At 72.4% G+C, this 23,315-nt stretch carries 21 protein-coding genes; 6 read left to right on the top strand and 15 right to left on the bottom strand.

The genetic code is table 11. The features are described from left to right. Positions 1 to 16 precede the first annotated feature (16 nt). From ACZ6H8_RS00880 to ACZ6H8_RS00870, 3 genes are all read right to left on the bottom strand, one after another. A complete protein-coding gene (locus tag ACZ6H8_RS00880) occupies positions 17 to 1,435 on the bottom strand; it encodes a pyridoxal phosphate-dependent decarboxylase family protein (protein ID WP_464143479.1) in 1,419 nt (472 codons plus the stop codon). Next, a complete protein-coding gene (locus ACZ6H8_RS00875) occupies positions 1,432 to 2,787 on the bottom strand; it encodes an MFS transporter (protein ID WP_464143477.1) in 1,356 nt (451 codons plus the stop codon). Before ACZ6H8_RS00875 ends, ACZ6H8_RS00880 begins: the two co-directional genes overlap by 4 nt. Before the next feature lie 69 nt (positions 2,788 to 2,856). Then, entirely contained in the window at positions 2,857 to 3,279 is a 423-nt protein-coding gene (locus tag ACZ6H8_RS00870) for a twin-arginine translocase TatA/TatE family subunit (protein ID WP_464143475.1), read from the bottom strand. 107 nt (positions 3,280 to 3,386) lie between these two features. Between ACZ6H8_RS00870 and ACZ6H8_RS00865 the strand changes: the two genes are divergently transcribed. Then, entirely contained in the window at positions 3,387 to 4,019 is a 633-nt protein-coding gene (locus tag ACZ6H8_RS00865) for an O-methyltransferase (protein ID WP_464143474.1), read from the top strand. Between the two features lie 83 nt (positions 4,020 to 4,102). Here ACZ6H8_RS00865 and ACZ6H8_RS00860 read toward each other — a convergent pair whose 3' ends face one another. The 3 genes from ACZ6H8_RS00860 to dapE form a co-directional block, all read right to left on the bottom strand. Beyond that, positions 4,103 to 4,276 carry a DUF3117 domain-containing protein gene (locus tag ACZ6H8_RS00860; RefSeq protein WP_144718937.1) on the bottom strand — a complete coding sequence of 58 codons (174 nt, stop codon included), beginning with the start codon at positions 4,274 to 4,276 and terminating at the stop codon, positions 4,103 to 4,105. 98 nt (positions 4,277 to 4,374) lie between these two features. Then, positions 4,375 to 5,538: a hypothetical protein gene (locus ACZ6H8_RS00855; protein ID WP_464143473.1), complete on the bottom strand. Its 1,164-nt coding sequence runs from the start codon at positions 5,536 to 5,538 to the stop codon at positions 4,375 to 4,377. Between the two features lie 28 nt (positions 5,539 to 5,566). Further along, complete coding sequence (gene dapE / locus ACZ6H8_RS00850; protein WP_464143472.1) at positions 5,567 to 6,655, bottom strand: succinyl-diaminopimelate desuccinylase; 1,089 nt, start codon at positions 6,653 to 6,655, stop codon at positions 5,567 to 5,569. A 24-nt stretch (positions 6,656 to 6,679) separates the two neighbouring features. Here dapE and dapD point away from each other — a divergent pair, with 24 nt between their 5' ends. The 4 genes from dapD to ACZ6H8_RS00830 all read left to right on the top strand — a co-directional run bounded on the left by dapD (position 6,680) and on the right by ACZ6H8_RS00830 (position 10,732). Further along, the gene (gene dapD / locus ACZ6H8_RS00845; protein WP_464143471.1) at positions 6,680 to 7,618 is read left to right on the top strand and encodes a 2,3,4,5-tetrahydropyridine-2,6-dicarboxylate N-succinyltransferase; all 939 of its coding nucleotides are present in this window, start codon (positions 6,680 to 6,682) and stop codon (positions 7,616 to 7,618) included. 71 nt (positions 7,619 to 7,689) lie between these two features. After that, positions 7,690 to 8,451: an ABC transporter ATP-binding protein gene (locus ACZ6H8_RS00840; RefSeq protein WP_464143470.1), complete on the top strand. Its 762-nt coding sequence runs from the start codon at positions 7,690 to 7,692 to the stop codon at positions 8,449 to 8,451. Then, positions 8,433 to 10,022, top strand: coding sequence for a hypothetical protein (locus ACZ6H8_RS00835; RefSeq protein ID WP_464143469.1), 1,590 nt, complete (start codon positions 8,433 to 8,435; stop codon positions 10,020 to 10,022). Before ACZ6H8_RS00840 ends, ACZ6H8_RS00835 begins: the two co-directional genes overlap by 19 nt. Before the next feature lie 44 nt (positions 10,023 to 10,066). Next, positions 10,067 to 10,732, top strand: coding sequence for a Type 1 glutamine amidotransferase-like domain-containing protein (locus tag ACZ6H8_RS00830; protein ID WP_464143467.1), 666 nt, complete (start codon positions 10,067 to 10,069; stop codon positions 10,730 to 10,732). Positions 10,733 to 10,772: 40 nt separating this feature from the next. On the opposite strand, the gene ACZ6H8_RS00825 is transcribed toward ACZ6H8_RS00830, so the two are convergent. The 7 genes from ACZ6H8_RS00825 to msuE all read right to left on the bottom strand — a co-directional run bounded on the left by ACZ6H8_RS00825 (position 10,773) and on the right by msuE (position 17,758). Beyond that, on the bottom strand, positions 10,773 to 11,717 hold the full coding sequence (locus ACZ6H8_RS00825) for a hypothetical protein (RefSeq protein ID WP_464143466.1): 945 nt from the start codon (positions 11,715 to 11,717) through the stop codon (positions 10,773 to 10,775). Positions 11,718 to 11,765: 48 nt separating this feature from the next. After that, positions 11,766 to 13,214 (bottom strand): NCS2 family permease, encoded by a 1,449-nt coding sequence (locus ACZ6H8_RS00820; RefSeq protein WP_464143465.1) that lies wholly within the window; start codon positions 13,212 to 13,214, stop codon positions 11,766 to 11,768. A gap of 47 nt (positions 13,215 to 13,261) precedes the next feature. Beyond that, positions 13,262 to 14,551 (bottom strand): citrate synthase, encoded by a 1,290-nt coding sequence (locus ACZ6H8_RS00815; protein ID WP_464143463.1) that lies wholly within the window; start codon positions 14,549 to 14,551, stop codon positions 13,262 to 13,264. Positions 14,552 to 14,560: 9 nt separating this feature from the next. Continuing rightward, complete coding sequence (gene dapC, locus ACZ6H8_RS00810; protein WP_464143462.1) at positions 14,561 to 15,661, bottom strand: succinyldiaminopimelate transaminase; 1,101 nt, start codon at positions 15,659 to 15,661, stop codon at positions 14,561 to 14,563. An 18-nt stretch (positions 15,662 to 15,679) separates the two neighbouring features. Beyond that, positions 15,680 to 15,997 (bottom strand): ferredoxin, encoded by a 318-nt coding sequence (fdxA, locus tag ACZ6H8_RS00805; protein WP_464143460.1) that lies wholly within the window; start codon positions 15,995 to 15,997, stop codon positions 15,680 to 15,682. Positions 15,998 to 16,065: 68 nt separating this feature from the next. Then, positions 16,066 to 17,118 carry a PIG-L family deacetylase gene (locus ACZ6H8_RS00800; RefSeq protein ID WP_464143458.1) on the bottom strand — a complete coding sequence of 351 codons (1,053 nt, stop codon included), beginning with the start codon at positions 17,116 to 17,118 and terminating at the stop codon, positions 16,066 to 16,068. Between the two features lie 61 nt (positions 17,119 to 17,179). Continuing rightward, positions 17,180 to 17,758 (bottom strand): FMN reductase, encoded by a 579-nt coding sequence (gene msuE / locus ACZ6H8_RS00795; RefSeq protein ID WP_464143456.1) that lies wholly within the window; start codon positions 17,756 to 17,758, stop codon positions 17,180 to 17,182. A 119-nt stretch (positions 17,759 to 17,877) separates the two neighbouring features. Between msuE and ACZ6H8_RS00790 the strand changes: the two genes are divergently transcribed. Beyond that, complete coding sequence (locus tag ACZ6H8_RS00790; protein WP_464143454.1) at positions 17,878 to 19,266, top strand: LLM class flavin-dependent oxidoreductase; 1,389 nt, start codon at positions 17,878 to 17,880, stop codon at positions 19,264 to 19,266. A 99-nt stretch (positions 19,267 to 19,365) separates the two neighbouring features. On the opposite strand, the gene typA is transcribed toward ACZ6H8_RS00790, so the two are convergent. Both typA and ACZ6H8_RS00780 read right to left on the bottom strand, forming a co-directional pair. Then, the gene (typA, locus tag ACZ6H8_RS00785) at positions 19,366 to 21,276 is read right to left on the bottom strand and encodes a translational GTPase TypA (RefSeq protein ID WP_464143452.1); all 1,911 of its coding nucleotides are present in this window, start codon (positions 21,274 to 21,276) and stop codon (positions 19,366 to 19,368) included. Between the two features lie 133 nt (positions 21,277 to 21,409). Further along, entirely contained in the window at positions 21,410 to 23,293 is a 1,884-nt protein-coding gene (locus ACZ6H8_RS00780) for an ABC transporter ATP-binding protein (RefSeq protein WP_464143451.1), read from the bottom strand. Positions 23,294 to 23,315 lie beyond the last annotated feature (22 nt).

Genomic DNA, 23,315 nt, shown 5'->3' with positions numbered 1-23,315 from the left:
TCCCGTGCCCGCTGCGTCAGTCGCCGAGGCGGCGCGCGAGCAGCTCCACGAGCAGCCGGTGGATGACCGAGCGCGGCGTCGCCTCGATGATCGCGATGAGCTCGGCGCGGTCGGTGCCGAGCTCGTCGACGCCGAGCTGCGCGAGGATCGCGCCCGCCGTCGTCGCATCGAGCGGCACGCCCTCGAGCGCCTGCAGCGCCGCCGCACCCTCGCCGGTCGCGGCAGCGACGCCGCGCACCTCCTCAGCGCAGTCCCGCAGCGCCGCGAGCAGCTCGTCGAGATGCTGCGCGAGCGCGGGCGTCACCGTGAGGTGCAGCGTCGTCGGCAATGCGGCGGCGCCCACCTGCTGCAGCCCGGGCTGCGCCTGCGCGAGGAAGCCGCGGCTCACGAGCGCGTCGCCGAGGCGCAGCGGATCGACCGGCGACGGCGACGTGGCATCCGAGGCGATCGCGATCGCGACGCCCACCGGGCTGCCGACGACGCGCAGGCCCTCGATGCCCTCGACGGCAGCGACGATGGCGCCGGAGATGCGCGCGCACTGCGACTGCAGCTCGCCGAAGCCGGCGGTGCCGAGCGACTGCAGCACCGCCCACGCCGCGACGAGCCCGGCCGACTGCCTGGAGCCCAGCAGCGTCGACGTCGCGACGGGGTAGCCGGGCCAGTCGGCATCGGCGAACATCATGCTGCGCTGCCGATCGGCGCCGCGCTGCAGCAGCACGGAGGCGCCCTTGGGGCCGTAGCCGTACTTGTGGAGGTCTGCGGAGATCGACGTGACGCCGGGCACCGCGAGGTCCCACGCAGGCAGCCCGGGCAGGAACGGCAGCACCATGCCGCCGAAGCACGCGTCGACGTGCACGTCGATGCCACGTTCGAGGCATGCGGCCGCGACGTCGGCGATCGGGTCGACGACGCCGTGGGGGTAGCTGGGCGCCGACACGACGGCGAGCGCGACGTCGTCGCCGAGGGCTGCCACGAACGCGTCCACGTCGACGACGCCCTCCTGCGTGACCGGCACGACGTCGAGCGTCATGCCCAGCAGGTGCGCGGCCTTCGCGAACGCGGGGTGCCGCGTCGTGGGGGCCACGATGCGCCGACGCCCCGGGGACGCCTCGCGGGCGGCGAGCACCGCGAGGATGATCGACTCGGTGCCACCGGAGGTGCACGTGGCGACGACGCCGTCGTCGCCGTGCAGCAGCGTCCGCATGGTCGCGCCGATCTCACGCTCGACGACGGCGAGCGAGCCGTACACGAACGGGTCGAGGCCGTTGAGGTGCAGCACCTCGAGCGCCGCATCGTCGACGAGCGCATGCAGCTCGGGCACGCCGGGGTCGTACACGTACGACAGCACGCGGCCACCTCGCGTGGGGGCGTCGTGCTCCGCACGCAGCGTTCGCAAGCGCGCGAGCACCTCGTCGGGTCGGATGTCGAAGATCACCGTGCGGTCTCCTGCTCGGGTGCCACGTCGGCGTCGACGACGGCGCGGGTCAGACGGTAGCCGCGCAGCGGCAGCAGGGACACGAGCGCGATGCCTGCCGGCACGACGCTGAAGGCGACGGCGATGGCGATGAGCACGCCTTCCGGCTGCTCCGCGCCTCCCCGGCTCTCGACGTAGCCGGAGGCGGCGAGCACGAGCGCCATGACGAGGCCGCCGAGCGCGAAGCCCGTCGTCTCCATCGCCGTCCACACGCCGCCGATGACGCCGGAGCGGTCGACGCCCGAGCGCTTGCGGTCGTGGGCCATGGCATCCGGCAGCATCGCCATCGGCAGCGACTGCATGCCCGCGTAGCCGAGGCCCGCGAAGGCGACGGGCGCGTAGACCCACAGGTCGGGCACGAGCAGCGCGGGCACGAGCATGACGCCGCCGACGATGAAGACGATGGATGCCAGCTGGAACGCGAACCGCTTCGACGTGCGACCGGAGAGCCACTGCCAGCCTGGCGCCGCGACGATCGCCGGGGCGATGAGCGCGACGAAGAGGAAGGTGATCGCGTCCTCGTCCTGCAGCACGTACGTCGCGACGTACTGACCGCCGGCGAGCATGAGGCCGGTCGCGACGGCCTGCAGGAAGAACGGCACGACGAGCGCGCGCAGGCTCGGGCCGTGCGCGAGCACGTCCCACGTCTCGCGGTAGATCGCGCCGATCGAGCGGCGCTCGACGACGCGCGGCGCGTGGCGGGGCGCGCTCGAGACGGCGACGAGGCCGCCGACCGCGAGCAGCGCGGCGCACACGAGGGCCATGAGCAGATAGCCGGAGTGGTCGTCGCCCCCGAGGCTGCGCAGCGCGGGTCCGCCACCGCCGAACGCGAGGATCGCGATCGTGAGGATGACGACGCGCGCCGTGAGCAGTCGCGTGCGCTCGTCGTAGTCGTGCGAGATCGCGGCAGGCAGCGCCATGTACGGCACCTGGAAGACGCTGAACGCCGTCGCTGCGCCGAGGAATGCGATGCCGACCCAGATGGCGGCGGCGATCGGTGCGAGATCCGCGGGCACCGCGAAGGTCGCGACGAACAGCACGGGCAGCGCGAGCGCGCCGACGAGCATCCACCGCCTGCGGGACCCCGTGCGGGCGTCGTCGTCGTCGGAGAGCGCGCCGATGACGGGGTCCGCGACGATGTCCCACACCTTGACCGCGCCGATGAGGAGACCCGCCCACAGCGCCGACACCCCGAGCGTGTCGGTCATGAAGTAGAGGAGCACGAGGCCGGGCAGCGTGCTGAACCCGCCCGTGCCCAGCGATCCGATCGCGTAGCGCCAGACCGTGGAGCGCGGGATTCGGTCAGCGGGCATGCAGCAGACTCTACGGTAGGAAGTGAGACATCGTCACTGCCGCGCCCGAGGTCGTGCGACGCGTCGCGCTCACGTCGCCTCGACGTCGTACGGCGCACCGTCCGTCAGCGGGTCGCGCGGCGTCGGCCTCCGCTGCGGGCGGCTGGAGGATCCGGCTGCGGCTGCGGCTCCCGCAGCACCCATCGCGGCCCCCGTCGCTGCGCTCGCCGCGGCCTTCGCACCCGCAGCGGGCGCGTCGTCGAGCAGCGCCTCGCGCACGATGCGGCGCGGGTCGTACTGCCTCGGGTCGAGCCTGCGCCAGTCGACCTCGTCGAACTCCGGGCCCATCTCCTCCCGCATGCGGTCCTTCGCACCGTTCGCGAGGTCGCGCACGCCGCGCACGAGGCCCGCGAGCCGCTCGGCAGCCGCAGGCAGACGCTCGGGACCGAGGATGATCGCAGCGATCACCGCGATGACGATGAGCTTGTCGAGGGTCAACCCGAGGAACGTCACGGCCCTCTCCTCTCGACGCCCACCAGCCTACGCGGTGCACGCAGCACGTGCGGCGCGGCGTGGCATCGAGCGTCGCGCACCCGGCTAGCCTCGCACTCGGAGGCACCGTGGAGACTGCACTGACGTCGAAGTACCTCGACGACCTGAGCCCGGAGGATGCGATCCTCGCCGGCGCACGCGACGCCGCAGAGGAGCTGGGCGTCGCGGCGATCGAGCCTGCCGTCGGAGCGCTGCTCGCGCTCACGACCGCGACGGTCGGCGCTGGCGCGATCCTCGAGATCGGCACCGGCACCGGCGTGAGCGGCCTGTGGCTGCTGCGCGGCGCCCCCACGGCGACGCTCACGTCGATCGACACCGAGCTCGACCACCACAGCCACGCGCGATCGGCCTTCACGCAGGCCGGCTACGCGCAGGCGAAGGTGCGGCTCATCACCGGCTCCGCAGGCGAGATCCTGCCGCGCATGAACGAGGCGAGCTACGACGTCGTGCTCGTCGACGCCGACCCCGCCGACCGCATCGAGCACGTGGAGCATGCGCTGCGGCTCGTGCGCGTCGGCGGCACGGTGCTCGTCGCGCACGCGCTGCTGGGCGGCCGCGTCGTCGACCCCGCGCAGCGCGGCGACGACGTCGCCGACGCCCGCGCGCTGCTCAGGGAGCTCAGCGGCAGCGACGCCGTCGCGATCGCCGTGAGCCCCGTCGGCGACGGCCTGCTCCACGTCACGCGCCTGCCGGAGCCCTGACCGGACCGACCTCAGCCCGCTGCAGCGGGCGAAGACGTGAGCAGGGGGCGAGCCGAACGGCTCGCCCCCTGCTCACGTCGGCGTCAGGCCGAGACGACGACGCCGCTCAGCGCAGCGTGCAGCTCGGCCGCCTCCGCATCGTTCACGGACACGACGAGGCGACCGCCGCCCTCGAGGGGGACGCGCACGACGATGAGCCGTCCCTCCCTCACTGCCTCCAGCGGACCGTCACCAGTACGAGGCTTCATAGCAGCCATGTGGGGGTTCCCCTCTCGTTCCCAGGCATCCAGTATCCCACGGAACTTCGAGGCGACCCTGGGATGCGGCGTGATGCGACAGGAATGTCACGCAATCGTCATGGGATCGTCCAGTCGACGCCGACGACCAGCCAGCACGCCCACAGCCATGCCGCCTGCCCGGCGACGCATGCGACGAGCGCGACCGGGCGCCACCAGCGGCCGGGCAGCACCGCGATCACCGCGACGAGCGGGAACGCGGGCAGCAGGATGCGGAACGTCGACGACTGCGGGAACCACACCGCCAGCAGGTACAGCAGGTACGCGACGACCCACGCCCACGCCTCCACCCCCATCGCGACGCGACTCGCACGCCTGGCGAGCACCCATGCGAGCGCACCCACGACGAGGGCGAGCACCGTGAGGCCCGCCCCGCCGAGCCACCACTGCGACCCCGCGACCCATCCGGTGCCTGGCACGAGCTCCATCGGCCCGACGTACGGCGCGCGCCACCGCAGCTCGGTCGCGACGTAGGCGCCCGGCTCGCCCGTGCGGACCGCGGCCCACGCAGGCCACGCGAGACCCCACGCGAGCGACCATGCGGCCAGCACGGCGAGCGCGACCCGATCTCGGCTCGGCCACGCATCCCTGCCCCGCGTCAGCGCCCACGCGAGCACGATGCCGAGCGCGAGCGCCGTCGCGAGGCCCGACGGCCGGGTGAGCGCCAGCAGCGGCACGAGCGCCGCGAGCATGCCCCACGACCGATGCCGCACCGCCAGCAGCGCCCCCGCGAGCAGCGCGAGGTGCAGCGACTCGGCGTAGCCGACCTGCAGCACGGGCGACACGGGGCCCAGCAGCACGAGCGCGAGCGCGAACGGCGCGGCCTGCGGGATCGTCTCGCGCAGCAGCCGGAACGCGAGCACCGCGAACGCCGCGGATGCGACCCACGCGATCGCGAGCGCCGCGACCTGCCAGTCGAGGCCGAGGCGCACGAGCGCGCGCACGAGCATCGGGTACACGGGCATGAAGGCCCACGCGTTGTCGACGACCGCGCCAGACGCGTCGCGCGGCAGCGCGTCGGGGTAGCCGTTCGTCGCCACGTGCTCGTACCACCTGGCGTCCCACATCGTCGAGAACGTCGTGAGCGAGGGCGAGGCCGCCGTGTAGACGTTCGCGGCCTGCGCGGCGGCGAAGCCCGCGAGCAGCGCCGTCGACACGACGCGGCTCGCTGCCCAGATCGCGAGCGCCTGCCCCCACCACGGCACCCGCGCCCACATCGTCATCCCGCGCCGTGCCGCGTCGGCGCGCTGCTCAGCCGGTGACGCCGGTGAGCCAGGCGCGCAGGCCCCGCTCGACGTCGACGATCTGCTGCAGCTCGACGCGCTCGTCGTCGGCGTGGGCCTTCAGCGGGTCGCCGGGGCCGTAGTTCACGGCGGGGATGCCGAGGCTCCAGAATCGTGCGACGTCGGTCCAGCCGTACTTCGGCCGCGGCTCGACGCCCACGGCCTCGACGAACTCGCGTGCGAGGGCGGCGTCGAGGCCGGGCCTCGCCCCCTCCGCCGCGTCGAGCACCTCGACGTCGAAGCCCTCGAAGAGCTCGGTGACGTGCTCGATGGCCTCGCGCACGGTGCGCGAGGGGGCGAAGCGGTAGTTGACGTGCACGCGGCACTCGTCGGGGATGACGTTGCCTGCGACGCCGCCTGCGATGCCGACGGCGTTGAGCCCCTCGCGGTAGACGAGCCCCTCGACCTCGACGTCGCGCGCGCGGTAGTCCTGCAGCGTCTGCAGCACCTGCGCCGCATCGTGGATGGCGTTGTGGCCCACCCACGAGCGTGCCGAGTGGGCGCGCACGCCGCGCGTGCGCACCTCGACGCGCAGGGTGCCGTTGCAGCCGCCCTCGATGTGGCCGTTCGACGGCTCCCCGAGGATCGCGAAGTCGCCGTGCATGAGGTCGGGCCGTTCGGCGGCGAGGTGGCGCAGCCCGTTCTGCTCCTCCCCCACCTCCTCGTGGTCGTACCAGATCCACGTCACGTCGACGACGGGCTCCGCGAGCTGCACCGCGAGCAGCAGCTGCACCGCGACGCCCGACTTCATGTCGACGGCGCCGCGACCCCACAGGTACTCGACGGCGCCGAGCGTCTCGAGCCGCGAGGGCACGTTGCCGTTGATCGGCACCGTGTCGATGTGGCCGGCGATGACGACGCGGCGGTCGCGGCCGAGCTCGGTGCGCGCCACGACGGTGTCGCCGACCCTCGTGACATGCAGATGCGGCACGGCGCGCATGGCCGCCTCGATGGCGTCGGCGAGCGGACCCTCGTCGTCGGAGACCGAGGGGATGTCGAGCAGCTGCCGTGTGAGATCCACGGCGGATGCGTTGAGGTCGAGCGTGGGGACAGCCATGCGACCCAGCCTAGGCTGGGAGCCATGGTTCGCCTCGCTCACGGTCACGCACTCGCGACGTTCGCGCACGAGCAGCTGCTCGACGCCTGGTTCCCCGAGCCGACGCTCGGCGCCGCCCCGGATGGCGACGCGCGCTGGCTCGCGTCGCGGGCCCTCGACGAGCACGCGGGCCCCATCGCGGCGCTCGGGGTGGAGCGTCGCGTCGTGCACGCCGAGATCGACCTCGACGCCGCCCCCGTCGATGCGCTCGACGTGCACCTGCGCCTCCACCTGCTGAGCCATCGCCTCGTGCAGCCGAACACGATCGCGCTCGACGGCGTCTTCGGCCTGCTGCCGGTCGTGGCGTGGACCACCCACGGTCCGACGACGCCCGAGCATGCCCGCGCCGCGGCACCCGCGCTGCGCCTCGCCGGCGTGCAGGTGCAGCTGATCGACCGATTCCCGCGCATGACCGACTACGTGCTGCCGGAGGGCGTGCGCATCGGCGACGCGTCCCGCGTGCGGCTCGGCGCGCATCTGGCACCCGGCACCGTGGTGATGCACGAGGGGTTCGTGAACTACAACGCGGGCACGCTCGGCGCCTCGATGGTCGAGGGACGCATCTCGCAGGGCGTCGTGGTCGGCGACGGCTCCGACGTCGGCGGCGGCGCCTCCATCATGGGCACGCTCTCGGGCGGCGGCACCGAGCGCGTGCGCGTCGGCGAGCGAGTGCTGCTGGGCGCGAACGCCGGCGTCGGCATCTCGATCGGCGACGACTCGATCGTCGAGGCCGGGCTGTACGTCACGGCCGGCACGAAGGTCACGGTGCTGACGCCAGGCTCGGATGCCCCGCCAGAGCAGGTGAAGGCGTCGCGCCTGTCCGGCGTGCCCGGCCTGCTGTTCCGACGCAACTCGGTCACGGGCGCCGTCGAGGTGCTGCCGCGCGAGGGCGCGGGCGTCGCGCTGAACGCCGCGCTGCACTAGGGAGCGCTCCCCCGCCCGGACTCCCCCTCCGGACGGATGCCGCGTCCAGCCCGTGCTGGTGGGATGGGTGCATGACCGACTCCGTGCTGTCCCTCCGATCGCTGCACAAGCGGTTCGGCCAGAAGGTCGCCGTCGGCGACGTGTCGCTCGACGTGCCCGCAGGATCGATGCTCGGCCTCCTCGGCCCCAACGGGGCAGGCAAGACCACGACGCTCTCGATGGCGACGGGCCTGCTGCGCCCCGACGCCGGCACGGCGCACGTGCTCGGCGTCGACGTGTGGGCCGACCCCGTCGCCGCGAAGGCGCGCATGGGCGTGCTGCCGGACGGGCTGCGCATGTTCGACCGCCTCACGGGCGCCGAGCTGCTGCGGTACACGGGCCTGCTGCGCGGCATGGCCGAGGCCGACGTCACCTCGCGCGCTGGCGAGCTGCTCACGGCGCTCGGGCTCGACGAGGCCGCCACGACGCTCGTCGTCGACTACTCGGCAGGCATGCGCAAGAAGATCGGGCTCGCGTGCGCCCTCATCCACGCACCCCGGCTGCTCGTGCTCGACGAGCCGTTCGAGGCCGTCGATCCGGTCTCGGGCGAGGCCATCCGATCCATCCTGCGCGGCTTCGTCGCCTCCGGCGGCACGGTCGTGCTCTCGAGCCACGTCATGGAGCTCGTCGAGTCGCTGTGCGACCGCGTCGCGATCGTCGCAGAGGGCCGCATCCTCGCAGACGGCACCCTCGACGAGGTGCGGGCGGGCGACTCGCTGCAGCAGCGGTTCCTGCAGCTCGTCGGCGTCCACGAGCTCGGAGAGGGGACGCTCGCATGGCTGCGCTCCTCGTAGGGCTCCGCCTCAAGCAGCTCGGGCGGTCGCTCACGCGCAGCCCATGGCACATCGTCGGGCTCGCGTTCGGCGTGCTCGGCGCCATGTCGATCCTCGGCCTCGTCGCGACCGCCGCGATCGGGCTGCGCATCGGCGCCGCCCAGTCGCCCGAGATCGTGCCGCTCGTGCTCGTGCTCGTCACGAGCGTGCTCGTCGTCGGCTGGAGCGTCGGCGCGGTCCTCACGAGCGCCGACGAGTCGCTCGCCCCCGAGCGCTTCGCGCTGCTGCCCGTGCGCGCGCGTCAGCTGCTGCCCGGCCTCGCGCTCGCGCAGCTGCTCGGCATCGGCGGCATCGCCACGACGCTCGCGCTCGGCGTGCTGCTCATCGCGTGGAGCACGTCCGGCGCCGCGCTCGCCTCGGCGATCGTCATGCTGCCCGTGACGCTGCTCACGTGCATGCTCGGCGCGCGCGTCGTCGCAGGGGTCCTCGCCCGCACCCTCGCGTCGCGACGCTCGCGCGACGTCACCGCCATCGTGCTCATGCTGCTGCTCATCTCCTCGGGGCTGCTCATCAACGTCGCCGTGCAGGCGATCTCGACGTCCGCATCGCTGCAGGCCATGCTCGAGTCGGCCTCGGGCGCGCTCGCGTGGACGCCGCTGGGCGCGACCGCAGGCGTGCCGGCGGCGATCGCGAGCGGCGACTGGGTCGCCGCCGGCATCCGCCTGGCCGTCGCCCTCGGCACCGTCGCGCTGCTGTGGTGGGCGTGGGGCTCGCAGCTCGCGGCACGGCTCGTCGCGCCGGTGCAGGCATCCGGCGGTGGCCGCGTGCACTCGGGCGGCCTCGTCGACCGCCTGCTGCCTGCCACGGCCGTCGGCGCGATCGCAGCCCGCGGCGTGCGGTTCCAGCGGCGCGACCCCAGGCACCTGCTCAACGCGATCGCGACGCTCGCGCTGCCGCTCATCCTCGTCGGCACGCAGCTCGTCACGGGCACCGTCATCGCCGAGCTCGCCATCTTCCTGCCGCTCGTCATGGCGCTCATGGTGCTGCAGATCGCGCAGCTCTCCCTCGCCTACGACAAGGACGCGCTGTCGCTGCACGTGCTCTCCGGGGTCTCCGGACGCGCCGACCGCGCAGGTCGGCTGCTCGGCGTCGGCGTCGTCATCGGGCCCATGATCGTGCTCGCGCCCGTGCTCGTGTGCGCCTTCACGGGCCGATGGGACCTCCTGCTCGCCGGGATGGGCGCAGCGGTCGGCACGTCGCTCGTGGCCGCGGGCGTCGGCACCGCGGTCGGCGCGTTCCTGCCCGGCCGCGCACCCGCACCCGAGCAGGGCCCGTTCGGCCGTGGCTCGTCGGGCGGCGCGCAGTCGCTCGTGGCGCTGCTCATCATGGCGCCCATCACGGCCATCGCCGCGGCACCCGCCGTGGCCCTCGCGATCATGGGCGTCGCATGGATGCCGTGGCTCGGCTGGCTCGCGCTGCCCGTCGGACTCGGCATCGGCGCGCTCGCCGTGTGGCTCGGCATCCGCATCGGCGGCGACCGCCTCGACCGGGCGTGGCCGGAGGTGCTCGCGGCCGTCTCGAGCGACGACTGACCCGCGACCAGGTCGGGCCGGAGGCGAGGAGTACCGTCGGGCGCATGCGGTACCTCCTCACCTCGGGCGGGCTCACGAACCCGACGATCCGCGGCACGCTCGATGCGCTGCTGCCACGCCCCCGCGCCGAGTGCTCGGCGCTCGTGATCCCCACGGCGGGCCACTGGTTCGACGGCAGCATCGCCGCGCGTCTCGTGTCGGGTGCCGACGGGAGCGGCTTCGCCGACGCCGGCTGGGCGTCGCTCGGCGTGCTCGAGCTCACGGCGCTCCCCAGCATCCCCGAGGAGGCGTGGCTGCCTCGCCTGCAGCAGACCGACGTCCTGCTCGTCGGCGGCGGCGACCCCACCTACCTCGCAGGCTGGATGCGGCGCTCGGGCTTCGCCGACGCGCTGTCGACCCTGCGCGACGACGTCGTCTACGTGGGACTGTCCGCCGGCAGCCAGGCGGTCGGCGCGAGCCTCGGGGCCACGTACAACGACCGCGTCCTCGACCCCGCCGGGCCCGAGGCGCCCCTCGCGCTCGTCGGCCTCGCCCTCTACCCGCATCTCGAGCATCCCGAGATGGAGGACACCCGCATCGACGCCGTCCGAGCCTGGGCGCGGGACGTGCCGTGCGCCGTCTACGCCATCGACGACGCGACGGCCGTCGTCGTCGACGGCGACGACGTGGACGTCGTGTCCGAGGGACGATGGGAGCGCATCCCGGCATGAGCCGCTGCGCCTGGGTCGCCGCGCGCGTGCAGCACGCCGATCAGCGCTCGGCGTCGGCCCACCGCAGCACGCGCAGCGCCCGCAGGGTGTTCCATCTGCTGGGCTCGCCTGCTGGGACGTCGAGGTGCAGCTGCACCGCGCCGGGGTCGTCGTACTCCGACGACCAGCGCCCGTCGGCTCGACGCTTGCCGCGCACGACGGCGACGGTCTCGTGCATGCGCGGCTCGGGAGCCACGCCCGCCGCCCGCAGATGGTCGAGCGCCCGCAGCACGTCGTAGCGCCACCGCGGCGGGAACGGGAAGGCGAGGAACGACTCCGACACCACCTCCCCCGATCGCAGACCACGCAGCAGCGACCGCTCGAGCAGGTACTCCATGCCGCGCTGCCGCATCGTCGCCGTCGACTCCCCCGTCGCGAGCTCGTGCTCGAGCAGCCCCTCGAGCACGCTGAGCGTGCTCGCGAACGATGAGCGCGACGACCCCTCGTGCTCGAGCCGGAAGCAGTTCCAACCGCCGTCGGGCTGCTGGTCCTCCCCGCAGTACTCGACGATGCGCGAGACGTCGGCGCCGAACTGCGCCCCCGCGCGCATCGTGCGGCCGTTGATGCACGAGTCGACCTCGCCGTGCCAGAAGGGCTGGCCCTCGTGCTCCCACCGTCCGTGCTCGGCGATGAGCGCCACGGTCTCTGCCATGACGGGCGCGTCACCCGGCATGCCGAGATCGCAGAGCGACTCGAGCACCCACGACGTCGACGACCACGGCTGCGGCTCACCGAGGTCCCACGACCACCCCGCCGGCGCCCACGCGCCTCCAGCCCACAGCCCGTCGTCGCCGCGCGCTGCGAGCAGCGCAGCACCGAGGCCCGCAGACGCCACCCGCTCCCGCTCGGCCGCGACCACGTCGCCGGGGGCGTCGAGCAGGTCCTGCAGCACCTGCCAGCGGATGCCGGGGTCGCCCTCCAGCAGCCACGCCGTCACGTCGTCCATGCCCGCAGGCTACGACGATCCTGTGACGCGGGGCGCCAGGGCGACGCGTCAGAGCCCCAGCAGCGCCTCGATCGGCCCACGCACGAAGAACACGACGAACAGCCCAGCGACGATCCACAGCAGCGGGCTGATGGTGCGCGCGCGACCCGACACGGCGTGCACGAGCACCCAGGCGATGAAGCCGACGCCGATGCCGTTCGCGATGTTGTACGTCAGCGGCATGACGACGATCGTGAGGAACGCGGGCAGGGCGACGCGGAACTCCGTGAAGTCGATGTCGCGGATCTGGCTCATCATGAGCGCGCCGACGATCACGAGCGTCGCGGCCGCGACCTCGAGCGGCACGACCTGCGTCAGCGGCGTGAGGAACATCGCTGCGAGGAACAGCACGCCGGTCACCACCGAGGCGAGCCCCGTGCGAGCGCCCTCGCCGATGCCTGCGGCGGAGTCGATGAACACCGTGTTCGACGATGCGCTCGCGCCGCCACCGGCGACCGCGCCGACGCCCTCGACGATGAGCGCGCGCTTCAGGCCGGGGAACGTGCCATCCTTCGCCGCGATCCCCGACTGCTTCGCCAGGCCCGTCATCGACCCCATCGCGTCGAAGAAGTTCAGGAAGAAGAGGGTGAAGACGAGCATCGACGCCGCGAGCGGCCCGACGCGTGCGAACGCGCCGAACGGGTCGACCTGGCCGACGAGCGACAGGTCCGGCAGCGCGAGCAGGGCGGTCGGCAGCGCAGGCTCGTTGAGGTTCCACGCGTTCGGGTCCGCGCCGAGCGACGGCCCCACGTGGAAGATCGACTCCGCGACGATCGCGACGGCGGTCGCCGCGACGATGCCGATGAGCAGCGCCCCGCGCACCTTGCGCGCCACGAGGACGCCCATGAGCGCGACGGCGAGCAGGAACACCGCCGTCGGCAGCGACACGATCGACCCGCCCTCGCCGAGCTGCAACGGCGGTGACGCGCTGCCCGTCGCGCGCACGAAGCCCGAGTCGACGAACCCGATGAACGCGATGAACAGTCCCACGCCCACCGCGATCGCGCTCTTCAGCTCACCGGGGATCGCGTCGAAGATGCGGCGCCGCAGCCCCGTGACGCTCAGCACCACGATGAGGACGCCGTTGATGACGACGAGGCCCATCGCCTCCGGCCACGTCAGCTCTCCCACGAGCGTGAACGCGAGGAACGAGTTGATGCCGAGACCCGCGGCGAGCCCGAACGGCACGTTGGCGACGACGCCCATCGCGATCGTCATGAGCCCGCCGACGAGGGCCGTCACCGCCGCGACCTGACCGTTCTCGAGCCAGCCGCCGACCACGTCGGTCGCGGCCTGATCCTCGGAGAAGCCGCCGATGATCAACGGGTTCAGCACGATGATGTACGCCATCGCGAAGAACGTCACGAGGCCGCCGCGGACCTCCTGCGGGATCGTCGAGCCGCGCTCGCGGATCTTGAAGTAGCCGTCGAGCCTCGACGCGAACGCGGTGCGTGCCATGGCGGGATCTCCTGGGTGCGGCCGCGGCGCTGCGGAAACGGGTGCTGCTACGGGATGTTGCGCTCGGCAGGGCCGACGTACAGCTGCTGCGGGCGGCCGATCTTCGTCTGCGGGTCGTCGACCATCTCGCGCCAGTGCGCGATCCACCCCGGCAGGCGACCGATGGCGAACAGCACCGTGAACATCCGCTCCGGGAAGCCCATGGCCTTGTAGATGACGCCCGTGTAGAAGTCGACGTTCGGGTAGAGCTTGCGCTCGATGAAGTACTCGTCCTCGAGCGCGACCTGCTCGAGCTCCTTCGCGATGTCGAGCAGCGGGTCGGAGACGCCGAGCGCCTCCAGCACCTCGTCGGCCGACGACTTCACGAGCTTCGCACGCGGGTCGTAGTTCTTGTACACCCGGTGGCCGAAGCCCATGAGGCGCACGCCCTGCTCCTTGCGCTTCACGCGCTCCACGAAGCGCTGCACGCCCTCGCCGGACTCCTGGATGCCGCGCAGCATGGTCAGCACCGCCTCGTTCGCGCCGCCGTGCAGCGGACCCGACAGCGCGTGGATGCCAGCGGAGACCGACGCGAACAGGTTCGCCTCCGTCGAGCCGACGAGGCGCACGGTCGACGTCGACGCGTTCTGCTCGTGGTCGGCGTGCAGGATGAGCAGACGCTCGAGCGCCTTCACCATGACCGGGTTGAGGTCGTACTCCTCTGCCATGAGGCCGAAGTTGAGCTTGAGGTAGTTCTCGGTGAACGACAACGAGTTGTCGGGGTAGAGGAACGCCTGCCCGATCGACTTCTTGTGCGCGTACGCCGCGATCACGGGCAGCTTCGCCAGCAGACGGATCGTCTGCAGCTCGACGCGCGCGGGGTCGTGCGGGTCGTGGTCGTCGGCGTAGTAGGTCGACAGCGCCGACACGGCGCTCGAGAGCGCGCTCATCGGGTGCGCGTTGCGCGGCAGCGAGTCGAAGAACCGGCGGAGGTCCTCGTGCAGCAGCGTGTGGCGACGGATGCGCGTGTCGAACTCGCCGAGCTCGTCGGCCGTCGGCAGCTCGCCGTAGATGAGCAGGTACGCCACGTCGAGGAACGACTTCTGCTCCGCGAGCTGCTCGATCGGGTAGCCGCGGTAGCGCAGGATGCCCGCGTCGCCGTCGATGTACGTGATGGCGCTGCGCGTGGCGGCGGTGTTCACGAATCCGTAGTCGAGGGTGGTGTGGTCGGTCTCGCGCATCAGCTTCGACACGTCGATGCTCGACCGACCATCCGCGGCGGCGAGGACGGGCAGCTCGATCGTACGACCGTCGACGGTCAGGGTCGCCGTCTTGGGCGTCTCGTCAGCGTGGGTCACCATCACACCCTACGGCGTACGCAGTACCGGTCGGAAACCGGCGAGGCGCCGCGCCGCCTCCGCGATGCGCTCGTCGGATGCCGTGAGCGCGACGCGCACGTGACGCCCGTCGCCGTAGAAGTCGCCGGGGGCGGCGAGGATGCCGTGCGCGGCGAGATCCGCGACCTGCTCGCGGGCGGGACGGCCGTCGCTCGACCACAGGTAGAGGCCTGCGTCGCCGCGCACCGTGAAGCCCGCAGCCTCGAGCGCCGGGCGCAGCGCGTCGCGCCTGGCGCGGTAGCGCTCGCGCTGCTGGGCGACGTGGTCGTCGTCGGCGAGGCCCACCGTCATCGCGTGCTGCACGGGCCCCGGCGGGATGAGGCCGATGTGCTTGCGCACCTCCAGCACGCGCCCCACGACCTTCGCGCATCCCGCGACGAACGCCGCACGGTATCCCGCGACCGAGGACTGCTTCGACATCGAGTGCACGACGAGCAGCCCCTCGCGCGTGTCGCCTGCGACCCGCGGATCGAGGATCGAGGGCACCTCGTCGACGTCCCACGGCAGCAGCGCGTAGCACTCGTCGCTCGCGACGACCGCGCCGATCGCGCGTGCGCGCTCGACGATGCGGCGCAGCGCGTCGACGCCGAGCACGTCGCCCGTGGGATTCGACGGCGAGTTCACCCACACCAGGCGCGTGCCGGCGGGCCACTCGTCCGGATCGTCGGCGGGCACGGGCGTCGCGCCCGCGACGCGCGCACCGATGTCGTACGTCGGGTACGCGACGCTCGGGTGCACCACGACGTCGCCCGGGCCGAGGCCGAGCCACAGCGGCAGACCCGCCACGGTCTCCTTCGACCCCACCGTCGGCATGACGTTCGCGTGGCCGAGCCCTGGCACCCCGCGCGCCCGCGCGAACCAGTCGACGATCGCGTCGCGCAGGGCCGGGGTGCCCCAGCACGTCGGATACGTCGGCGCGTTCGCGGCATCGGCGAGCGCAGCCTGGATGATGGCGGGCGTCGCATCCACGGGCGATCCGACCGACAGATCCACGATGCCGCCCGCATGCGCGGCGGCCGTGGCCTTCGCGTCGGCGAGGGAGTCCCACGGGAAGGCGGGCAGCTGGTCCACGGCGGGTCCTTCCGCTGGTCAGGCCTGCGGCGGGAGGGCCTTGACGATGGCGTGGTCGTCGGCGATGACGCCCACCTTCGCCGCGCCGCCGGGCGAGCCGTGCGTCTCGAAGAACTGCACGTTGACGTCGTAGTACTGCGCCCACTCCTCGGGCACGTCGTCCTCGTAGTAGATGGCCTCGACGGGGCACACCGGCTCGCACGCGCCGCAGTCGACGCACTCGTCGGGGTGGATGTACAGCATCCGCTCGCCCTCGTAGATGCAGTCGACGGGACATTCGTCGACGCACGCGCGGTCCTTCACGTCGACGCATGGCAGCGCGATCACGTAGGTCACGAGAGGGGTCCTTCCGACCGACCCAGCCTACCGGCGACGAGCATGCGCTCTGCGTCACCCACCGCGTGTCAGCCGCGGGCGGCGTCGCGGATGCGGCCGATCGCGGCGCGCGTCGGCCATGCGAGGGCGACGAGCGCCGCGGCGCCCGGCACCAGCACCCACAGCCAGCCCACCGCGTCGGCCTCGAGCAGGCCGGAGGAGCCCGCGGTGCCGAACGGGTCGAGCGACACGACGCCGATCGGCACGAGCACGCCCACCGCGGCGGCGATCGATGCCGCTCGCGAGCCCAGCAGTCGCGGACCGACGATGATGCCGACGGCTGCGACGAGCGCGAGCACGAGCCCCCACGGCTCGACGGCGCGGCTCGTGAACGTGCCCACGACGCCGATCACCGCCGCGACGAGGCCGACGACGACCGTCGTGCCCCATCCGATCGGCGACGCCGCCCGCACGAGGCGGTAGTGCTCGACCTGCGCGAGCGGCTCGCGCTGCCCGCCGACGTGCACGACGACGTCGCCGTCGCGTGCGAGCTGGCTCGCGTGCGCTGCGAGCGCGTCGTGCACGCGATCGGCGACGGGCGCGAGCGGCACGGCGACGTCGGCGGGCTCGTCGACGCGCACGTACAGCGGCAGACGGAGGTCTCTCGCGACGGCGACGACCGCGTCGTGCACGGCGCGATGGTCGGGGTGGCCGTAGCCGCCGTCCTCGTCGTACGTGACGATCGCCGATGGCCGCAGACGCTGCACGACGTCGAGGATCAGCAGCTCGACGTCGGCCTGCCGCTGCGCGGTGAGGGCCCTCGGCCCCACGTCGGCCGCCGGCACCGCCAGCTGCCCGTCCCACGCCATGCCGGAGTCCTCGAGGCGCGCCTCGGGCTCGATGCGCGTCGCACCGAGCGCGACGATCGCACGGTCGAGCTCCACGTCGCGCAGCCTCGGCAGGCTGCCGGCGGCCGCGAGCGCCGACTGCGCCTCCGGTCGGACCTCGCCGCGCTCGCCGAGGGTGAGGGTGAGCACGGAGGCGAGGCCGGTCTGGGCGATCGTCGCGATCGCCGCCCCGGTCGAGAGCGTCTCGTCGTCGGGGTGCGCGTGCACGAAGAGCACGTGCTCGCCGAGGTCCATCCCCCCATCCTCGCACCCGTGCGGCGCCGTCGACGCCGCACGCGGGCCCCGCGCCCGCTCGCTACCAGCGCGCGGGGACCGTGGGTCGCACGCGGTGCAGGATGAGCGGCAGCGAGCGGTCGACCGCGGCGTCGATGCGCTCGAGCAGGTCGGGCGACGCGACGCGGCCGTCCGCGAAGTCGCGCGACGAGCCGTAGACGCCCGTGGGCAGCGTGAGCGCCTGGAAGAAGCCGAAGAGCGGCCGCAGCTGATGCTCGATCGTGAGCGTGTGGCGGTCGCTCCCACCCGTCGCCGTCAGCAGGACGGGCGTGTCGACGAGCGCACGCTGCTCGACGAAGTCGAAGAAGTGCTTGAAGAGGCCCGTGAAGGACGCGCGGTACACGGGCGTGCCGACGACGAGCAGGTCGGCGCCCTCGACCGCGACGAGCGCATCCTCGACGTCGGCGGAGAGCTGCTCGCGTGCGAGGGCGCCCGAGAAGCCGGGCGCGAGCCGTGCGAGGTCGATGTGCCGCAGCTCGGCGTTGGTGCGCTCGCCGATCGTGCCGAGCACGGCGTCGAGCAGCGCACCCGTCTTCGACACGGCCTGCAGGCTGCCGTTGACGCCGACGACGCGCAGCGGGGTCTCGGGGCTGTCGCTCATGCTGGCACGCTACGACGGCGCGGCGCCCGAGCGCGGGTGCGTTGCGTCGCATGACGACGCATTGCGTCGTGCGACGGCCGGGGGTCGACAGGCGTGCGGCATCTCGATTGCATCCCTGCATGACCAGGCAGATCCGCTTCAACGCGTTCGACATGAACTGCGTCGCCCACCAGTCCTCCGGCCTGTGGCGCCATCCCGACGACCGGTCGCGGCACTACACGACCATCGAGTACTGGACGGGGCTCGCGCGCCTGCTCGAGTCGGGCACGTTCGACGGCATCTTCATCGCCGACGTCCTCGGCACCTACGACGTCTACGGCGGCACGAACGAGGCGGCGATCCGCAACGGCGCACAGGTGCCGGTCAACGATCCGATCCTGCTCGTGAGCGCCATGGCCGCCGTCACCGAGCATCTCGGCTTCGGCATCACCGCCGGCACGGCGTTCGAGCATCCCGTGCCGTTCGCGCGTCGCCTCACGACCCTCGACCACCTCACGCGAGGCCGCATCGGCTGGAACGTCGTCACGGGCTACCTCCCGAGCGCCGCGCGCAACATGGGGCAGGAGGACCAGCTCGCGCACGACGATCGCTACGACCACGCCGACGAGTACCTCGAGGTGCTCTACAAGCTGTGGGAGGGCTCGTGGGAGGACGACGCCGTCGTCGAGGACCGCGAGCGCGGCATCTTCACCGACCCCGCGAAGGTGCACGCCATCGCGCACGAGGGCACGCACTTCCGCGTGCCAGGCATCCACATCTCCGAGCCGTCGCCGCAGCGCACGCCCGTGATCTACCAGGCGGGCGCGTCACCGCGCGGCATCCGCTTCGCGTCGCAGAACGCGGAGGCGATCTTCGTCGCCGCGCGCTCGAAGGAGGTGCTCGCCTCGACCGTCGCGCGCATCCGCGACGCGCTCGAGGCCGAGGGACGCGACCGGCGCTCGGCGCGCATCTACACGCTGCTGACGGTCATCACCGCCGCGACGCACGACGAGGCGGTCGCGAAGGAGGCCGACTACCGCTCGTACGCGTCGGAGGAGGGCGCCCTGACGTTCCTCTCCGGCTGGATGGGCGTCGACCTCGCGGCGTACGAGTCCGATCAGCCGGTGGGCGACGTCGAGTCGAACGCGATCCAGTCGACGCTGCAGCATCTCAAGGAGGAGGCCGACCTCGGCCGCGAGTGGACCGTCGGCGACCTCGGCAGGCACGCGGCCATCGGCGGCCTCGGTCCGACGATCGTCGGCTCGGGCGAGGAGATCGCCGACGAGCTGCAGTCGTGGGTCGAGGAGACCGACGTCGACGGCTTCAACCTCGCGTACGCCGTGACGCCAGGCACGTGGGAGGACGTCATCGAGCACGTCATCCCCGTGCTGCGCGCCCGCGGCGCCTACCCGGAGTCCTACGCGCCGGGAACGCTGCGCGAGAAGCTGCACGGCGCGGGCCCGCGGGTGGCCGACACGCACCGAGCGGCCCGCTACCGCCTCGCCCCGTCGCAGGCGCCCTCCACCTGATCGGTCGCCTCCGGCGCTCGATCGGGCAGGAGCGGCTCGCGACACGGGCGTGTCGCGAACCACCGCTGCCCGATCACCCGGCAGCAGCGACCGATCGGGTCAGGACTGCGACTGCTTCTTCAGGCGCGAGGCCGCACGGGCACGCAGCGTGCCGTCGAGCTCGACCTTGCGGATGCGCACCGCCGTGGGCGTGACCTCCACGCACTCGTCGTCGCGCGCGAACTCCAGCGACTCCTCGAGCGAGAGCTGACGAGGAGGCGTGAGGCGCTCGAGCTCGTCACCGGTCGCCGACCGGATGTTGTTGAGCTTCTTCTCCTTGGTGATGTTCACGTCCATGTCGTCGGCACGCGACGACTCGCCGACGACCATGCCCTCGTAGACGTCGTCGCCCGGCTGGATGAAGAACTCGCCGCGGTCCTGCAGCGTCATGAGCGCGAACGTCGTCGAGACGCCCGAGCGGTCCGACACGAGCGAGCCCGAGCTGCGCACGACGATCTGGCCCGCCCACCGCTCGTAGCCGGCGGAGATCGCGTTCGCGATGCCCGTGCCGCGCGTGATGGTGAGGAACTCGGTGCGGAAGCCGATGAGGCCGCGGCTCGGCACGATGAACTCGAGGCGCACCCAGCCGGTGCCGTGGTTCGACATCGTGACCATGCGGCCCTTGCGGCCGGCGAGCAGCTGCGTCACGCCACCCAGGTACTCCTCGGGCACGTCGATCGTGAGGTCCTCGAAGGGCTCGTGCACGACGCCGTCGATCCGCTTCGTGACGACCTGCGGCTTGCCGACAGTCAGCTCGTAGCCCTCGCGACGCATCTGCTCGACGAGGATGGCGAGCGCGAGCTCGCCGCGACCCTGCACCTCCCACGCGTCGGGCTGGCCGATGTCGAGCACGCGCAGCGACACGTTGCCGATGAGCTCGCGGTCGAGACGCTCCTTCACCATGCGCGACGTGAGCTTCGAGCCCTTGACGCGGCCGACGAGCGGCGACGTGTTCGTGCCGATCGTCATCGAGATGGCGGGCTCGTCGACGTGGATGGGCGCGAGCGGCCGCACGTCGTCGGGGTCTGCGAGGGTCTCGCCGATCGTGATGTCGGAGAATCCTGCGACCGCGACGATCTCGCCTGCGGATGCCGACTCGGCCGGCACGCGCTCGAGGGCCTTCGTCACGAGCAGCTCGGTGATGCGCGCCGACTGCACGGAGCCGTCGTGCCGCACCCACGCGACCGTCTGGCCCTTGCGCATCGTGCCGTTGAAGATGCGCAGCAGCGCGATGCGGCCGAGGAACGGCGACGCGTCGAGGTTCGTCACGTGCGCCTGCAGCGGCGCCTCGTCGTCGTACGTCGGCGCGGGGATGTGCTCGAGGATCGACGCGAACAGCGGCTCGAGGTCCTCGCTCTCTGGCAGGTTCCCGTTGCCGGGCGACGCGATCGACGCACGGCCGGCCTTGCCGGAGGCGTAGACCACCGGCACGTTCAGGACGGCGTCGAGGTCGAGGTCGGCACGGTCCTCCGACAGGTCGGAGGCGAGGCCGAGGAGCAGGTCCTGGCTGTCGCTCACGACCTCGTCGATGCGGGCGTCGGGACGGTCGGTCTTGTTGACGAGCAGGATGACCGGCAGCGACGCCTCGAGCGCCTTGCGCAGCACGAAGCGCGTCTGGGGCAGCGGACCCTCCGACGCGTCGACGAGCAGCACGACGCCGTCGACCATCGACAGGCCGCGCTCGACCTCGCCGCCGAAGTCGGCGTGCCCGGGGGTGTCGATGACGTTGATCGTCACGGGCGAGCCGTCCGACGACGGACCCGCGTAGCGGACCGCCGTGTTCTTGGCGAGGATCGTGATCCCCTTCTCGCGCTCGAGCTCGTTGGAGTCCATGACGCGATCGTCGACGGTGCCGTGCGCGGCGAACGAGTTCGTCTGCTTCAGCATGGCGTCGACGAGGGTCGTCTTGCCGTGGTCGACGTGCGCCACGATGGCGACGTTGCGGATGTCGGGTCGCGTGGCAGTGGCCATGCTCAGCCTCTCGGGCTCGGATGCGGCTCGCAAGGCACCGCTGCACGACCAGGTCGGCAGGCGGCACCGACAAGCTGAAGCCGCTGCGTGTACGGGTGTCGGGGCTGCGCGAAGACGCGCCCCTGCGACCAGCCTACCGGCTCGACGGCGGGTTCGCCGATCGGTGGGCGTCGGCCTCCGACTCCTCGACCTGGATCCCGGCCTCCTCGGTCATCGGCACCTGTCCCTCAGCCTCGGCCGCGGTCTGCAGGAGCACCTGGTGGCGCAGGGCGCGCCTGGCCGTCTGCTCGTCGGGATCCGGCACGGGGATGGCCGCGATGAGGCGCTGCGTGTACGGGTCCTTGGGAGCGCGCAGGATCGCGTCTCGGGGGCCCTGCTCGACGAGCCTGCCGTGGTGCATCACGGCGATGCGGTCGGCCATGAGGTCGACGACGGCGAGGTCGTGGCTGATGAACAGGCATGCGAAGCCGCGCTCGGCCTGCAGCTCCTTCAGCAGCTCGAGCACCGTCGCCTGCACGGAGACGTCGAGCGCGCTCGTCGGCTCGTCGGCGACGAGCAGGCGCGGATCCATCGACAGCGCCCTCGCGATGCCGACGCGCTGCTTCTGCCCGCCGGAGAGCTCGTGGGGGTACCGGTTGCGGTACGACGCTGGCAGCCGGACGGACTCGAGCAGGTCGACGACGCGCTCGTCGAGCTCCTTGCCCTTCGCGACCTTCGCCAGCAGCATCGGCTCGCCGATCGACTCGCCGATCGGCAGTCGCGGGTTGAGCGACGACGACGGGTCCTGGAACACGATGCCGACGGCCTTCACGAGCTTCGCGCGCGTCTGGCGATCGCGAGCCGTGACGTCGATGCCGTCGACCGTGAGCGTGCCGGCCGCGGTGGGCTGGAGCCCGATCGCCGCGCGGCCGATGGTCGACTTGCCGGAGCCCGACTCGCCGACGAGGCCGAGCACCTCCCCCTCGCCGATGTGCATCGAGACGCCGTCGACGGCGCGGAACGTGCCGAGCTTGCCCTTGCGGCCGTACTCGACGACGACGTCCTCGATCACGAGCACGTCGGTGCGGGCAGCCTCGGCGGCAGCGGCCTCGGATGCGGCGCGCTCGGCGATCCGCAGGTTCTCGGCGGCGCGCGCCTCGAGCTCGGCCGACCCCGCGTCGCCGTCGGCGCTCAGTGCGAGCGCGGCCGTGACGTCGATGGCCTCGCCTTCGCCGCCGGCGCCGAGCCGCGGCACGGCTGCCAGCAGCATCTGCGTGTACTCGTGGCGCGGCGCCGAGAAGATCTGGCGCACGTCGCCCTGCTCGACGAGGTCGCCCTTCTGCATGACGACGATGCGGTCGGCGAGGTCGGCGACGACGCCCATGTCGTGCGTGATGAGCAGCACGGCGGAGCCGAGGTCGTCCTTCAGGTTGCGCATGAGGTCGAGGATCTCGGCCTGCACGGTCACGTCGAGCGCCGTCGTCGGCTCGTCGGCGATGAGCAGCTCGGGGTCGAGCGACAGCGACTGCGCGATCATCGCGCGCTGCCGCTGCCCACCGGAGAGCTGGTGCGGATACGACTTGAACGCCTTCATCGGGTCGGGCAGCTCGACCATGTCGAGCAGCTCGAGCGCACGCGCCTTGGCGGCGCTGGGCAGCATCGACCGATGCGTGCGCAGCGCCTCCATGATCTGGAAGCCGACGGTGAAGACGGGGTTGAGCGCCGTCATGGGCTCCTGGAAGATCGCGGCGACGCGTTCGCCGCGCAGCGAGCGCATCTGCGCGGGCGTGATGCCGAGCAGCTCCTCGCCGTCGAGCTTGATGCTGCCGCGCACGCGCGCCGTCTTCGGCAGCAGGTCGAGGATCGCCATCGAGCTCACGCTCTTGCCGGAGCCCGACTCGCCGACGACCGCGACGACCTCGCCGCGGTCGATCGAGTAGGTGAGGTGCTTCGCTGCCGGGGTCCAGTACCCCTCGACGGCGAAGTCGACGCTGAGGTCCGTGATCTCGAGCGCTGGAGGTGCGAGGCGGTCGGTCACCGTGTCTTCCTTCCGTCGAGGC

It is taken from the genome of Agrococcus sp. AC640b, from assembly GCF_979255995.1.
The sequence above is the reverse complement of the archived record's forward strand: the minus strand, read 5'-3'. Positions and strand labels throughout refer to the sequence as shown.